The following is a 15,028-nucleotide window of genomic DNA, read 5'->3' on the forward strand; positions in this document are numbered from 1 at the left end:
ATTGTAAATCCTATGGAACAAGACGATCAAAATGGAAGGTTATATCCTGTAGAGTACGCTTTGAAAGAGGTGATCAACAGTTATTATCATGCCTATCATACAGAAGGGGAGCCCGTTGTAAGACACTTTTCGCCTAACCTGGAAATTACGATGATCTTTAACTTTGGCACCGCTGTTCGTGGATCTTTTGGCAGTACTGCTCCCAAGGATGAAATTAAACAAGGGATTTTTGTAATTGGCCCTTTAAGGAAAATGCTAAATTTTGAACTCCGTCCGGGAGCCGATGCCATCAGTATTAACTTTAAGCTGAACGGTTTTTACCGGTTATTTAAGATACCATTAAATGAACTGGATGGGGAATCGATCTACAATGCAGAAAGGCTGACCGATCAGTATAACTTTGCAGCGCTTTGGAAAGAGTTATCCGGCATGAGTAACATTGAAGCAAGGTTGCTGATGATCAGCAATTATGTCAAAACCTTTATGGATGAAAATGACGATGCTGTACAACCCTTGCTGAGCGGAGAACATTACTTTTATAATCCGGTGATCCAGCCAGTAAAGGCCATTGCTGCTGATGCACAATTAACGGAAAGGACCATTCAGCTGCGCTTTCAGAAATACACAGGATATTCCCCAAAAGAATTACTAAGGTTTTTACGCTTTAAAACGGTCATAGACAAGTTAATGACTGAACAGGACAGAGAGGTTAATCTATTTGAAATTGTATTGGATTTTGGCTATCACGACCAAAGTCACCTGATCAAAGATTTTCAGCATTTTTTAGGTACCACACCGCAATACTTTATCAAGAGGTTAAACGACAAAGAATTTTGTGTGGCGGGGCGGGGTTTGAAAAGCCAGGGCCAGTAATTATACGCTGAGATGTCCAATCAGCTTGTAGAGCAGGCCATGTAACTGTTCTGCTTCTTCTAAGGTAACGCCGAGGTTATTTTTTAGCAAATCCTGAATTTTTGGGGCTTCTAATTTGAGCAGGTTGCCTTTTTTTGTTAACGAAATAATGATACTGCGTTCATCTTCCTGGGAGCGGGTGCGGTTGATCAGCCCTGTATCTTCCATGCGTTTTAGAAGAGGAGTTAGGGTATTGGATTGTAAATAAAGTTTTTCTGAAATTACCTTCAGGCTTACCGTATCAGTTTCCCACAGGATAAGTAATACTAGGTACTGTGGATAGGTTAGACCAAATTCATCTAAAAGAGGCTGATAACATTTAGTGACCAGTCTTGAAGCTGCATAAAGAGGAAAACATAATTGGTTTTCCAGTTTCAGGAAATCATTTTCTTTCATAGGAATGTATGTCTTTAGCAGTGATGAGCTCGTATCAATTTGTTTAACGGCCTTAAAAGCCGTAGGCCGCGGGTTTATTAAATTATCTTTATAAGATCAAACCTGAATAAGATCATCTGTGATGATAACATCTTATTCAGGTTTGGACGATTTAAAACTCAGCATATTTATGACTATTTTCTGGTACCTGGGTAACTGAACACAGCCTTGGTCTGTTGTATTAAATGACAGATAACTGCACGTCTATATTTCCGCGTGTAGCATTAGAATAAGGACATACCTGATGTGCTTTTTCTACCAGTTTATGCGCCAGTTCTTTTTCTATACCAGGTATTTGTACGGCTAAAGCAACCTCTAAACCAAATCCTCCGGCATCATTGGAATGCAAACCAACAGTTGCTTTTACAACAGAAGGTGCTTCCGGAGTAACTTTTTCCTGTTTCATCACCAAATTAAGGGCACTGTCAAAACATGCTGCATAACCTGCGGCAAATAATTGTTCCGGATTTGTATATCCTTCTACGCCGCCTAATTCTTTGGGCATTCTTACCTCTAATTCCAGAACACCATCTTCACTTTTGATTTGTCCATTTCTGCCACCGGTAACGTCTACAGTGGTTTGATACATTGTTTTCATATGATATAATTGTTGTTTAATGGTCATGAAGCTATCATCAGCTAATTTCTGTTTGTAAGCGGTGAACTGATGATGGTTTCATATAATTCCTTTTAGTTAGCTATGTCTGGCGCGATTGTGTCGTGCACGATGTAAATGTATGGAATATAATGTAATTCAATAGTAATATATTTTGCGAAGTTGAAATCAGTGAAAACAGAATTCTTTAAGGTCTTTGGTGATTGATATCCGGCAATATCAACCACAAAAAAATGCTGTGCATATAGCTGATCACAACTATAAGGCAAAGCCTTTTTTAAAAGCTTGTGTATTATTTTTTAACCGGACTATGGGTGGCGGCGCTGATAATCAGGTTGGCCACTTCCAGTGGGTGTGATTCATAAACAGAGTGACTGGCACCTGGAATTTCTACTACGGTGCTGGTTGCACGTTTGGCATACAGACGTTCCAAATCTGGATTGATAATACGGTCTGATTTAGCTACCATGTACCAGCTTGGTCTTGATCTCCATGCCGGATTTTTAATAATGGCATGAAATACGGCATCAGCTGCCGGCATTTGCGCATTGGCTTCAAATTCAGCTACCCCTTTAGGAAGGTCTGCAGCGAAATCTGCATAAAAACTTTGCGGTGCTATATAATCAAATCCGTCGGCTCCTTTTTGTAAGGATTTGTAGGCCGATGGGTACAATTTCCCATTCCCGCCTTCACTCTCTCCATCATCAGGAGCATGGGCAGCAATGTAAACCAGGCCTGCTACGTGAGCATCATTTCCGGCAACCGTTATAATGGCACCGCCATAACTATGGCCGACTAAAATACAGGGGCCGTTCTGCATAGCTAATACCCTTTTTACCGCGGCTACATCACCATCAAACGAAGTTAAAGCTTGTTGTGTGATAGTGACATGGTAACCTTTTTTTACCAGTATGTCATATACGGGTTTCCAGCCTGAGCCGTCTACAAATGCGCCGTGTACCAGTACGATATTTTTGATTCCTGCTGGTGCCTGTGCTGCGGCATTTTGACTAATGTAAATAGAGCAGAAAAGAAGGGTACAAAACAGGAATATCCTGTTTTTAAAAATTGAATTGTTCATGATAATATCATTTATGTGATCTGTTAAACAACAAATGTTTATCTATAAACGTCTGATGTTTGCTAATTGTTTTACAGGTCCTGATAATAAATAATATTTATGAGAATCCGCAGTGGAACTGATGTAAACCGGCTAGCTGATCAATTGCTCTGAGTTTGTTTGTATTATCGCCGGGTTACCTGTTGATGCCAGTTTAACGAGCTTTTTATGCGTTATCTTTTTCCCTTTCTTTGGTTTCCCCTTTTTGCCTTTACCCAGCCAGATGATCAATCCTGTAATAGGTAATGATGCACAGATGAGGGTAGCTAAAAAAGCGATGATCTTCCCCGGAAGGCCTAATGCCTGACCTACGTGCAAATCATAATTCATCTCATTCATCTTCATACCGGGACTTTTTTGCTCATGTGTAGTTATTTTGAGCTGTTTGCCTGTGTATTTATCAAACGTATATTGGTCGCTTTTATAATAATACAAACTAGTGGCATAAGCACCTACACCGATAGTTCCCGAAGCAGTTGCATCTTCCGAAATAAAAAACATTTCTGCTTTTGGGGAGCCTGCCAATGCTTTTGCAAAAGCCTGGTCGGCTACTTTTGTGTTATTTATTTTACCTCTCATCAATGAATCTGATTTGAGCACTATCTTTTCCTGAGGATAAGCTTTTCCCAGATTGGCAGTGGCATAAATCCCTTCGCGCACAAAGTTAAAAACCATGGATAAACCGGTTAAAGCAATAACAATTGCGACAGCAGTGGCATAAAAGCCCAATACATTATGCAGATCGTAATTGATACGTCTCCAGCGGGCATTCCATTTTACGGTAAAGCTGCGCTTACGGTCGCTTTTACGCTTGGGCCACCAAAGGACTATACCAGTAATCATGATGGCAAGGAATATAATAACGGATATGCCTACCACCATGCTGCCAATTTTTGGAGGCAGCAGCAGGTATAAATGAATATATTCAACGATGATGAAAAAGTTTTTTGTTGGGTTTTCTGTGTGGGTGATCTGACCGGTGTAAGGGTTCAGATAAACATATAACATTCCCTTCTTTTTGGGCAAATTGACCAATACGCCGGCCGGCCTTTGCCTTCCATAATAATAAAGGTAGCTGGCGGTGGCTCCGGTATTATTCTTAAGGGCATTAGCCTTTAAAGTCGAGGGCGGCAAATATGGACGATGCTGATCTTCTACATGGCGGTAGCTATAAAATACATCCTGGATCTCGTCCTGAAAACAAAAGATACAACCGGTAATACATACGATAAATACCACTATTCCGGAGATTAATCCAAGCCAGCGATGTATAAATAATAGCACTTTTTTAAAGGTCATATGTATGCTTTCTTTAGGGTTTGTTATTTAGATTGAGTTTAGATAGGATGCGAAAATAGTAAATTAAGTTAAATGATGCAATATTATTTATAATCAATATAAACAGCAAAGGGTATCCTGATTTGGGATACCCTTTGTTATAGTGAGAAATTTCCTCTTGTTTATGACTGGATAAAGGCTAAGATATCCGCATTAATAGTTGCGGCTTCGGTAGCTGGCATCCCATGAGGAAATCCAGGATAAGAAATCAGTTTTCCGTTTTTAAGTAGTTTTACAGCTTTAGCGCCAGAAATTGGAAAGGGTACAATCTGATCATCTTCACCATGTAAAACCAATACCGGGAAATCTACACTCTGCAGGTCTTCAGTAAAATCAGTTTCTGAAAAAGCTTTTATACCATCATAATGTGCTTTAATTCCGCCCATCATTCCCTGGCGCCACCAGTTGTCGCGAATACCCTGCGATATTTTAGCCCCCTCACGGTTATATCCATAAAATGGCATGGTAAAATCCTCAAAGTACTGAGCCCTGTTGGTTGCTGTGTTTAAACGTATCTCATCAAATACGGACATGGGCACACCTTCAGGATTACTATCGCTTTGCACCATGATAGGGGTAACTGCACTCACCAGCACTGCTTTGGCTACACGATCTTTACCATACTTTGCTGCATAGTGGATCACTTCACCGCCACCTGTAGAGTGACCGATGTGTATGGCATCTTTTAAATCAAGAAATTCGGTCAGTTCTGCTACATCTGCTGCGTAGGTATCCATATCATGACCAGTAGAACTCTGAGTTGATCTGCCATGGCCTCTGCGGTCGTGCGCAATCACCCGATATCCTTTTTCAAGGAAAAACATCATCTGTGTATCCCAATCATCACCTGATAATGGCCATCCATGGTGAAATACTATAGGTTGTCCTGTTCCCCAATCCTTGTAATAAATTTCAGTTCCGTCTTTTACTGTGATTTTCATGTTGATTTTATTTATTGATAAATACGATTTCTTCATAAAGCCTGATCAATTTTTTATTTTATTGTAGATCAGGTGTTTATGCTAACAATATGCTGCAATTTATGTATTGATGGTCAATGAAATAAATGTAATTATAATTTTTTAAGCTTAGGGTGTAATTTTTATTTGTTTAAAGCTTTTTAAATCTATTATTGAAGTTGAGCGTATGCCTGGAGGTAAGACGCTTATTTCGCGGCAACTCTCCAGATCGTACTGCTCACATTGTCGGCAACCAGCAATGAGCCATCTTTTAAAATAGCTACATTCTGCCAAGTTGTTTGAACTACGCCTGAAAGATGGAACGCAACTTGAACCTTCTGTTAAAATCATAAATTGCACCTGCATGAACAAAGGGATCACTGTTCATGCAGGTGCAATTATTTAATAACCTGGATTTTGGGTAAGCAGGGTATTGATCTGTAATTCCCTGGCCGGGATTGGGAAGATCAGTTTATTGGCATTTACATTAAAAGACGCTGGTATGAGCCATCCATATAATGCCTTTAACCTAACACCTTTAGCGTTTGATACATCAATTGCTTTTCCAATGCGTATCAAATCCGTCCAGCGGTGATTTTCGAAAGCCAGTTCATGTCTGGTTTCATTGGCTATGTCGTCCATAGTTGCTTCTGCAAGGGGTGCGAGACCTGCCCGCTGTCTAACCTGGTTCAGGTAGATCAGTGCCTGCCCGCTTTTACCTTCCTGCACTAAACATTCAGACAGTAACAATAAAGCACCTGAATAACGAAATATCGGCCAATCGTCAGGAGTATTGAACTCCACAGTGTATGGAGGGTGGAAATATTTTTTGACCATATAGATATTGGTTTGGCCGGCAACGGGAGTAAAATTTACCGGACTTTTAATGTCTATCGCCGTAAAATCCTCTACCCCGCTGATCTTTCCTTCAACAACGCCAATGGATGCCGACAATCGTTTATCACCCGTTTCGTAAGAATCTACCATTTCCTGAGTAGGAACGTCCCAGCCGCTAAAAATGTTCATGGTGCTGCCATGATAGCCGGTGAGTACTTCAGAGTTTAATGTTTTTGGAATCATGATCCAGGCAAAATTACTCTGTTGGCCGCTTACCAAATCTGCCATATACTGGACTTCAAAGATAGATTCCGAGCTGTTTTTATTATTAGGATCAAACACACTCGCATAATCTGGCAGTAACGAGTAGTTCATCCTGGTAATGTCCATTAACTCTGTTTCGGCACCGGCATAATTTTTTGCAGCCTGAGACATGTAGGTATAGGCAAGCAGCATTTTTGCCGCTCCTTTTGAGGCTCTTCCTGATTGAGGAAAGCTGGTTACTACAGGAAGCTTAGGAATGGCAGACGTAAGGTCTTTCACAATTTGAGCATAAACTTCTTCTGATGTATTTCTTGGTTTAAATGCCTGCGCTGCCGCAGTAATTTCGTCTAATTGTAAAGGGACGCCACCATAATGCTGCACCAGGTCGAAATAGTAATATGCCCTTAAAAACAAAGCTTCTCCTGATATCGAATCTTTGGCAGAGGCTGCAAAATCTACACCTGCAATTCTGGTGAGAATGGTATTGGTCATCGCAATTCCGGAATAATCATTACCATAGCGGTTTCCTGGAGAATTTTGCTGCGCACTCGAATTGGCGTCATCCAGAAATTCTGCCAGAGACTCTGTACTTGTTTCTAAACCCCTGTTGGCACCGTACCTGGTAAAGAATGCATTATCTGAACGCATTTCATCCATATAAATGGCGGTATGAACTAGTGTACGGAGTGGCACATAGGCAGCAATTAAGGCCTGGTTAAACTGTCCCTTATCTTTAAAAAAAGAGGCGGAACTCAGAGAAGTATCGGGAGTGAGATTAAGGAAATCCTTTTTACAAGCCCAGAGGCTGGTAAGAAGCAGGAGAAATAAATATTTTTTCATGATAGTCGGGTTAAAAATTTACGTTCACACCAATGGTATAAGTTTTTGCAATCGGGAAGGAACTGAAGTCCCGTCCCTGGTTTAAACCGTTTAAGCCGGCATAACCTACTTCAGGGTTCATGCCCGGATATCTGGTAAAAGTGAATGCATTCTGGGCACTCAGGTAAAGGCGTGCACCTTTGAAATAAGGGTTGGGTTTAACTTTAAAAGTATAACCGAAGGTGATGTTTTTAGCCATGATATAAGTGCCGCTGAATACCTGTCTGCTGGTGAAATTTCTAAAATCTGCGGTAGTACCCGATCTTGTCCTCGGATAAACGCCATCACCAGGGTCTGCTTCAGACCTCCATCTGTTGGCTACCCCAGCCCTCACATTAAATACACCATCCAGGTTTTCTGTAGACTGAAAAGAATCGTCGGCAATATCATTGCCCACTGTACCAGCCAGCACTAAACTAAAATCAAGGTTTTTGTAACTCAGCTGGTTAGTGAAACCGTAGGTAAATGTTGGATTGGGATTGCCGATATACGTACGGTCATGATAATCGATAATGCCATCCGGTACGCCATTTGGACCGCTAACGTCTTTAAACCTGGCTGTGCCCACCATCGCGGTAGCATCATGTGGCTGCGTATCAAACTCCTTTTGCGTCATATAAACGCCGGTATTGATATAACCGTAGAACATGCCTATCGGATGGCCTACCGCTGTTCTGTTGTCATCCCAATATTCCTGATAACCACCAATCGGGGCATCGTTGGTGCCTAATTTTTTGACGATATTTCTATCAAATGAGATATTAAAGCTGCTCGTCCATTTAACCCTGCCGGTAGTGTTTTTTGTTTGTATGGAAAATTCATGTCCCCAGAAATCAAAACGCCCTACATTGGAAGTCACGCTGTTAAAGCCCGATTGTACAGGGATATCTATGGCGTATAACAATCCATCAGTTTTTTTCCAGTAATAGTCGTAGGTAAACATAACCCTGTTATTGAACAACCCCAGGTCTAAACCCAGGTCGTAACCCGCGGTGGTTTCCCAGGTAAGGTTCTGATTGCCTATGCCGTTAAGTGCACTTCCCGAAGCGAGCTGGTTGTTCAATGTATAATTGCTTTGTGATACCCCGGCCAGGTAAGTGTAGTTTCCGATGTTATTGTTCCCCACTTTACCATAACTGGCCCTTACTTTCAAGAGGCTGACCTTTTTTATATCCTTCATGAAATTCTCATCAGAAATAATCCATCCGCCAGATATGGAGGGGAAAGTTCCGTATTTAGTTTCGGAGCCAAATTTGGAAGATCCATCCCTTCTCATAGCAAGGGAAAGCAAATACCTGCCGTTATAATTGTAATTGATCCTTCCTATGAGGGACAGCAGGGAGAAGTCGCTGGCGTCTACCGTACCAATCCTCGTTGCCGCAACATTGAGGTATTCAATGTTATCATCGGGAAACTGTGAGCCTACAATACCGCTGCTTTCGTAATGTACTTTTTGGGCGGTATAACCTACAAAGGCTTCAATGTTATGTTTTTCGTTGATCGTTTTGGTATAGGTCAGCGTGTTCTCTGATAACCACGACAAAAAGTTATTGGTATTGTAGCTGGCTGATGCTGAAGACGCAGGAATGGTTCCGCCAAGTATGGTGGACGGACTAAAGTTCCTGTTGTTTGCGTTTTCTGTATTGACGTTGATACTGGTCTTGAACTTTAAACCGTCAATGATCTGGTAGGTAGCATAAGCGTTGCCAATAAGGGTAAGGGTCTTCGTGAGGTTGACAGATTTCATCAGCACCTCATAATAATTGGGGGTGGAGAACATCCCCGGAGGAGCGAAACCAATGGGATAAGTGCCGTCGGCATTTTTATAGTTAACGGTAGGATCTGTGAGATAAGCCGTCTGAATGATGTTACGGCCTTCACCAAGACCCGGTGTAATATTCTGGTTGCGATAGGTGATGCCCAGATTAGCACCAAGGGTAAGCCTGTCTGATACCGTGTAAACATTATTTGACCTGGCGGTAAACCTTTCCGCCCATTGGTTCAGCATCACCCCGTCTTGCCGGTTATAGTTTAGATTCACTACCGATTTAAGATTAGTGGTACCACTTGAAACTGACAGGTTATAATCCTGCGTTGGTGCGTCTCTCAACAATACGTCAAACCAGTTTGTGCCAGCACCAGGTTGATACTGCGATGGGTTTTGATATTGTGCCGGCACACCACCCGTGTAGCCCTCATAAGTAGCGGCATCTTCATAATATTCTTTTTTAAACTCCGCAAATTGCTGGGCATTCATCAGATCGGGGCGACCCCTTTTGGACACCGTCTGGATGCCGGTATAACTGCTGAATTCAATGCTTTGTGTTCCTATTTTGGCTTGTTTAGTAGTTACTAGAATGACTCCATTGGCAGCCCGTGACCCATATAAAGAGGAGGCCGAAGCATCTTTGAGTACCGTGATACTTTCGATTTCATCGGGGCTTACCGTCTGTAATCCACTTTCTGTGGGGAAACCATCAATAACAATCAGCGGACTGTTACCAGCGTTGATAGAGGCCGCACCGCGGATACGGAAAGAAAGGTCTACTCCCGGCTGACCACTATTCTGGGCAATCTGTACCCCGGCAAATTTGCCCTGCAGCTTCTGGCCCACATTACTTACCGGCATGTCTTTTACTTCAGCGATGTTTAACTGGCTGATAGATCCGGTAATCTCCTTTTTCGCTTGTGTACCATAACTCACCACAACAACCTCTTTTAAGTCCTGGGAGGAGGAGAGGAGCTGAATATTAATCAGCATGGAGTTGCCGATTACCTTGGTTTGCTGCATGTAACCAATCATTTTAAATACCAATGTGGCTCCTGCCGGTGCACTGAGCTGGTATTTTCCATTGGCATCTGTTTGTGTAGCCTGTGTTTTTCCTTCTACGCTGACAGAAACGCCAGCCAGGGGTTTCATAGAAGATCCGTCCATTATGGTGCCATGTACAGGCACCTGGGCATAAGCCAGAAAGGGAAGAATGAGTGAGGCTAGCACCAGTAGCAGCTGATGACGCCATGGAATTAAGAGTAATAGTTTTTGTTTCATACAGTTTGGTTTTAGAAAATTTAATTTATTGGAGGGAATTTTTTTGTGCCGCGGTATTTGTCCGGTATTTAGAGACAGCAAGGCTGATAGGAGCGCTTTCCATTTTAAGAAAATTAGTATATTTGGTTAAATCAAATATATTGTATGGGTAAACTAAAAGGAATGTACTATTGGTGCGTTCATTTGTCCTTTTTGATATTTTTGATCAGAATGTTACCTTTTGTTGGAACAAGTCACAATAATTTTGTAGAATGCTGAAATCATCCCGGGTAGCGCGGGGAAAGTTTAAGAACTAGCAGCAAGGGAGGGCCTGTTAATTCTTTATATTGGATTGTTTTAAACAGTATTTGCTTTTGATCTATGCAGCACAACTATTTCAAATACCTGAACATTACTCCTGTAGAACATCAATGGGGAATGTATGTTACCACCGTTGGCTATGCAAAGGTGCAGCCTGAGGACCAGTATCCAAATGAGCGGCATCCTGATAGTCATCAATTAACCTGGGAGAGGGGAAGAATTTTAAACGACTATTACATTGTATTTATTTCTAAAGGAAAGGGAAGTTATAGCTCTTTACTGGCAGATCCTTGTGAAGTAGTGGCGGGAAATTGCTTTTTGCTTTATCCCGGGGTAAGACACCGATATAAACCTAATCCGAAACATGGATGGGAAGAGTATTGGGTAGGCTTTAATGGCATACATTTACAGCATATTATGGAAAAAGGGGTCTTTGACCCTGAACATCCTATTGTTGATTTAGGCTTCAATACAGAAATGCTAACTTTGTATAATAAGTTAATTGACCTGGTGAGGGCTTCCTCCGTTGGTTATCCTCAGCAGATTGCCGGGGTAACTATTCAACTGCTTGGTCTGGTCAGCACAGTAGCACGTTATAACGAGCGTGCAGATGATCCAATAGGTAAATTGATTGCAAAGGCTAAGTTTATCCTTCAGGAATCTTATAAAAATTCTGTAGATATGGAACAGCTGGCCTTCGAGCTTCCTATGGGTTACTCTTCTTTCAGAAAAGCATTTAAAAATATTACAGGACAGTCGCCCAATCAATACCATTTGAATTTGAGACTGGAAAGGGCTAAACACTTGTTAATGATGACAAATTTGAACATCAATGAAATAGCCGACCAAACCGGCTTTGAGTCGGTATTCTATTTTTCCAAACTGTTTAAAAAGAAGCAGGGGATAAGCCCCCGGAGTTTTAGGCTTAACAGAGAAATTCCTTCTTAACTTCAATGTCTGACCCTAGCAATAGTTACCATAGCGCTGACGCAGCAAGTCTTTCATATAGCAATTAATGGTAAACTGATCGGCCAGGGGCTCCTGGCTAAAGGGTATTACCGGCATATAAGGCGGAGGGCCGAATTCTGTGGTCATGGTAAGTACAGGTGTATTTTTCTGTTCATTTACCTCTACAATCTCATCCCACCACCCTAAAAATTTGTTTACTGCATACTGCCACTCTGGTGCCCGTGGATCAGAAATTTGTGGCCCTTGTTCAAAACCTACCCTGGCATGTATATGTCTCGTTCTTTGGATAGCCTGTTGTAAAATGTCAGTGAAATTTTCCAGCATACTTTCCGTCACACATACCCAGTGGGAGAAATCGGCCGTAAGTAGGAATTCCTTGTTTTTCTTAAACAACTCTTCGGTCATTTGAGGTGTATAGCCCATTCTTCCGCGATGGGTTTCATGAACCACAGTGATCCCTGTTTTTGCCGAAAATTCTGCTGCGGTATCAATCAGCTCCAGCTGCTGGGCGATGCAAAAGTAATCTTTACCGGTGTGCGAATTGATGAGCAGTGGATTAGGCTCCGCACATTTTTGCAGGTTGCTGAAATAGGAGCTTCTGAATTTCTTAAAGGTACTTCCCTCGGCAGCATGCTGATGGGTAACAAGGCACATTTCTTCTTTATCCAGATAATTGAACAATAACCTTTTCTCGGCGAATGTTTCAGGGAGCCAGGTATCCAGCCCGTCATATCCTGCATTCTTGATTTTATCCAAAAAATCTGTTCTGTTGATCTGCTCGTAACCCCACAGGGGACTAAGTATTTTAATCTGCATTAGTTTTTGCTTTGGTCGAAGAATAATCCACTTATAGCCACGTTCTCGCCCCTTACCTGGTCGATACGTATCCTGATGCTACCGCTATAATTGAAGCTAAAGTATTTTCCATTGGTGTAATTCTGCACAAGTTGTAACGGAGAAAATATCTTTAGTGTTTTAAGATCGAAAATTTCGATGGCCGATCTGCGGTTGTGCTTTTCCCAATCGAGAAAATAAAGGGATATCTGGTGCGACTGTTCATCATTAACGTCCAGATCGATGGTAATGGTCTGTTGCGTAGGATCGGGGTCTTTAGTGATCACTGCTCCAAAGTTTTGGGGTTTACCCGAGGGATCAGTTAACAGTTTTGCATCATCCATAACAACGGTTAAATACCGGTTTGCCTGGTTTTTTAAGCTAACAGTCTTTATGTAATTGGGTAATTGCTGTAAGTTTTCGCCCGATTTTTTGGCGTTAAATAGTATATAACCATCTTTTCCATAGGTTTTTAACCATTTTCCGGCAGTTACGCTGTCTTGTGTAAATTTGCTGATCGGATAATTCCATGGTGCGTCAATCTTTGCTTTCGGGAAAGTCTTTTTAGTATAGTTAACCCTGATTGTATAATTTCCGGCTTCCAGCTGATGGATGTTCAGGCAATTATTTGCGAGTTGTACACCTGCTGCTGAAAAGGCTTTATTTTTTGAATACACTGGTTTTCCATTCATAAGGATAGACCAGATATCAGTACCTGCAAGCGGGATAGCTATTTGTTGTGCCGTAGTGCCCCGGGGTATAGTTATTCTGGTGATGCCGGAGCCTATATTGGTGGCGACAGCGATGAGGCCATTTTTAGTATAAACACTTCCTGACGCCCATTTGAGTGATGCCCCTAAATGAGGTTTAATCTGGAAGGTTTTGAATCCTGGTTGGAGGGGTTTAATTCCTAAAACTTCCTCAGAGAGCCACTTTACCACACCGGTGCTCCATGGATGGGTTAAACTGGTATAGCCGCATTGATTATTGGGTGGCGCGCCGTTGATGCCAATTGCAGCGTTCCAGCTTGGCCGGTAATCTTCATAAAAGGTGGTACCGCCCTGTGCGATCTGGCCTCCCCAATAATCCCTCACCATATTTAAAGCGTCATCATAGTGGCCGGTTGTTGACATGGCGTTCAAAACAAAGAACTGGTTAAAGGGAGAGTAGGAGAGTCTATTGATCCTATCCTCAAAATTTTTGTGGTAAAAGAGGTTTTTCTCTGCTTTGGTAGTTAGCCCTGTATTGATCGCATCTGCGGCTGCATGTAGCCCAAACGAAGCTGTCCACGTATTTTTCTCTCTAATTTCGGAGAGCTTGATCCCTGCATAGTTTTGGTATTTTGCTGCCAGTACCGGATTACCAATTTGTTCCATCAGATGGGCAAATTCCGACCATGCGCGAATAGACAGCATGCTGTAGGCATATTGCGATTCGGCGATGTTGGGATTTTCAAAGCCGGCGCCCAGTCTCTCGTCCCAGCCATAAAAGCCCAGGCTTGGCGTCTTTCCAAAATGGCTGAAAGCGGTGTCTAGTTTACTACAGGCATTGCCGGCATATTTTCTTGCAAAATCGGCATCTCCGGTATAATTGACATAATCAATCAGGCTGAGTACCCAATAGAGGGAGTAACTTGCAATGCCATTGTTGAGCCCTGAGGTATTAATGAGGTTGTTTTTTACAAAATCATAATTTCCAAAAGCAACCATGGAAGCTGCTTGTGATGGATAGGCATCTCCGGTCCAGGAATGACGGTCGCTTCTTTCCATCAATATCGCACCAAAATAATCCTGTTGCAGATTTAGTTTTACAGTGTATGCTCCTGTGTACCAGATCTTAGTTAGGGTAGAATCACTACAGGAAAAACTACCCTGGTAGTTTACAGGTTTTACCTGGCATACCAGCCGCAGGTTTTTCATATGCCAGTCGTGCTGGTGGGTTTTCACGTCCAGCCAGCCAAATCTAACACCTTCATAGAGCTCCGGGTTTAATTCCAGCCTGTAAGTATACCCGTGTTTTAAGGGAGTTTTTGTTTTTACCGGGTTTAGGGCTCCCTTGTTAACCACCGCTGGCTCATTGTATTCACTGATGCTCATGGTAATGCTGTCCTGCAGATCTTCAGATTCGAATTCCAGCCATCCGGCGCTCACCCTGCCAAAGTCGAAACGCAGCGTTCCTTTTCCCTTTATTTCTATTCCCTTTTTATTTTTTAAATCGAAACTGTTGTGTTCGGCTGTGTAAAAGCCTATCGGTTGCAGCTCATATTGCTCAAGTCCATCGCTTGCTTTTGGTGAAGGCCATAGATAACTGATCATCGGATCTGGAGAATAGCCATTTGTTTTACCATTTGATATTGCCGAAATGGGCGGATAGACTTTCAACTGGGCATTGGCGTTCACACCGCTGATAGTTAACAATACCAAGCTAGAAATAAGCGATTTAAAAGAAATCATAAATTTGGTTAAGTATATTTTTAACTGGAACAAGATAATACACCAGAGCAATTGCTTTCCTGT

General features: G+C 42.1%; 11 protein-coding genes. 2 read left to right on the plus strand and 9 right to left on the minus strand.

The window, feature by feature from the left end:
• Positions 1-12: 12 nt before the first annotated feature.
• A complete protein-coding gene (locus tag GSQ84_RS18900; RefSeq protein WP_158798848.1) occupies positions 13-873 on the plus strand; it encodes a helix-turn-helix domain-containing protein in 861 nt (286 codons plus the stop codon).
• On the opposite strand, the gene GSQ84_RS18905 is transcribed toward GSQ84_RS18900, so the two are convergent.
• The 7 genes from GSQ84_RS18905 to GSQ84_RS18935 all read right to left on the minus strand — a co-directional run bounded on the left by GSQ84_RS18905 (position 874) and on the right by GSQ84_RS18935 (position 10,409).
• The gene (locus tag GSQ84_RS18905) at positions 874-1,308 is read right to left on the minus strand and encodes a MarR family winged helix-turn-helix transcriptional regulator (protein ID WP_158798849.1); all 435 of its coding nucleotides are present in this window, start codon (positions 1,306-1,308) and stop codon (positions 874-876) included.
• Positions 1,309-1,528: 220 nt separating this feature from the next.
• Positions 1,529-1,945 (minus strand): organic hydroperoxide resistance protein, encoded by a 417-nt coding sequence (locus GSQ84_RS18910; protein WP_158798850.1) that lies wholly within the window; start codon positions 1,943-1,945, stop codon positions 1,529-1,531.
• A gap of 310 nt (positions 1,946-2,255) precedes the next feature.
• Positions 2,256-3,044 (minus strand): alpha/beta hydrolase, encoded by a 789-nt coding sequence (locus tag GSQ84_RS18915; protein ID WP_158798851.1) that lies wholly within the window; start codon positions 3,042-3,044, stop codon positions 2,256-2,258.
• 132 nt (positions 3,045-3,176) lie between these two features.
• Positions 3,177-4,382, minus strand: coding sequence for a PepSY domain-containing protein (locus GSQ84_RS18920; RefSeq protein WP_158798852.1), 1,206 nt, complete (start codon positions 4,380-4,382; stop codon positions 3,177-3,179).
• 161 nt (positions 4,383-4,543) lie between these two features.
• On the minus strand, positions 4,544-5,362 hold the full coding sequence (locus GSQ84_RS18925; RefSeq protein ID WP_158798853.1) for an alpha/beta fold hydrolase: 819 nt from the start codon (positions 5,360-5,362) through the stop codon (positions 4,544-4,546).
• A gap of 420 nt (positions 5,363-5,782) precedes the next feature.
• Positions 5,783-7,321 (minus strand): RagB/SusD family nutrient uptake outer membrane protein, encoded by a 1,539-nt coding sequence (locus tag GSQ84_RS18930; RefSeq protein WP_158798854.1) that lies wholly within the window; start codon positions 7,319-7,321, stop codon positions 5,783-5,785.
• A 10-nt stretch (positions 7,322-7,331) separates the two neighbouring features.
• Positions 7,332-10,409, minus strand: a complete 3,078-nt coding sequence (locus GSQ84_RS18935) for a TonB-dependent receptor (protein ID WP_216848984.1) — start codon at positions 10,407-10,409, stop codon at positions 7,332-7,334.
• Positions 10,410-10,769: 360 nt separating this feature from the next.
• On the opposite strand from GSQ84_RS18935, the gene GSQ84_RS18940 reads away from it, so the two are divergent.
• Positions 10,770-11,657, plus strand: coding sequence for an AraC family transcriptional regulator (locus GSQ84_RS18940; protein WP_158798855.1), 888 nt, complete (start codon positions 10,770-10,772; stop codon positions 11,655-11,657).
• 15 nt (positions 11,658-11,672) lie between these two features.
• Here GSQ84_RS18940 and GSQ84_RS18945 read toward each other — a convergent pair whose 3' ends face one another.
• The gene (locus GSQ84_RS18945; protein ID WP_158798856.1) at positions 11,673-12,494 is read right to left on the minus strand and encodes a sugar phosphate isomerase/epimerase; all 822 of its coding nucleotides are present in this window, start codon (positions 12,492-12,494) and stop codon (positions 11,673-11,675) included.
• Entirely contained in the window at positions 12,494-14,965 is a 2,472-nt protein-coding gene (locus tag GSQ84_RS18950) for an alpha-L-rhamnosidase C-terminal domain-containing protein (RefSeq protein ID WP_158798857.1), read from the minus strand. The genes GSQ84_RS18945 and GSQ84_RS18950 overlap by 1 nt, the downstream gene beginning before the upstream one ends.
• Positions 14,966-15,028: the final 63 nt, after the last annotated feature.

Origin of the sequence: Pedobacter sp. L105 (assembly GCF_009765875.1) — a bacterium.
GTDB lineage: Bacteria > Bacteroidota > Bacteroidia > Sphingobacteriales > Sphingobacteriaceae > Pedobacter.

What these genes read in the sequence shown, in the direction of transcription:
- GSQ84_RS18940 (WP_158798855.1), top strand. Translation starts at nt 10,770, where the DNA reads ATGCAGCACAACTATTTCAAATACCTGAACATTACTCCTGTAGAACAT.
- GSQ84_RS18925 (WP_158798853.1), bottom strand. Translation starts at nt 5,362, where the DNA reads ATGAAAATCACAGTAAAAGACGGAACTGAAATTTATTACAAGGATTGG.
- GSQ84_RS18915 (WP_158798851.1), bottom strand. Translation starts at nt 3,044, where the DNA reads ATGAACAATTCAATTTTTAAAAACAGGATATTCCTGTTTTGTACCCTT.
- GSQ84_RS18950 (WP_158798857.1), bottom strand. Translation starts at nt 14,965, where the DNA reads ATGATTTCTTTTAAATCGCTTATTTCTAGCTTGGTATTGTTAACTATC.
- GSQ84_RS18905 (WP_158798849.1), bottom strand. Translation starts at nt 1,308, where the DNA reads ATGAAAGAAAATGATTTCCTGAAACTGGAAAACCAATTATGTTTTCCT.
- GSQ84_RS18945 (WP_158798856.1), bottom strand. Translation starts at nt 12,494, where the DNA reads ATGCAGATTAAAATACTTAGTCCCCTGTGGGGTTACGAGCAGATCAAC.
- GSQ84_RS18920 (WP_158798852.1), bottom strand. Translation starts at nt 4,382, where the DNA reads ATGACCTTTAAAAAAGTGCTATTATTTATACATCGCTGGCTTGGATTA.
- GSQ84_RS18900 (WP_158798848.1), top strand. Translation starts at nt 13, where the DNA reads ATGGAACAAGACGATCAAAATGGAAGGTTATATCCTGTAGAGTACGCT.
- GSQ84_RS18935 (WP_216848984.1), bottom strand. Translation starts at nt 10,409, where the DNA reads ATGAAACAAAAACTATTACTCTTAATTCCATGGCGTCATCAGCTGCTA.
- GSQ84_RS18930 (WP_158798854.1), bottom strand. Translation starts at nt 7,321, where the DNA reads ATGAAAAAATATTTATTTCTCCTGCTTCTTACCAGCCTCTGGGCTTGT.
- GSQ84_RS18910 (WP_158798850.1), bottom strand. Translation starts at nt 1,945, where the DNA reads ATGAAAACAATGTATCAAACCACTGTAGACGTTACCGGTGGCAGAAAT.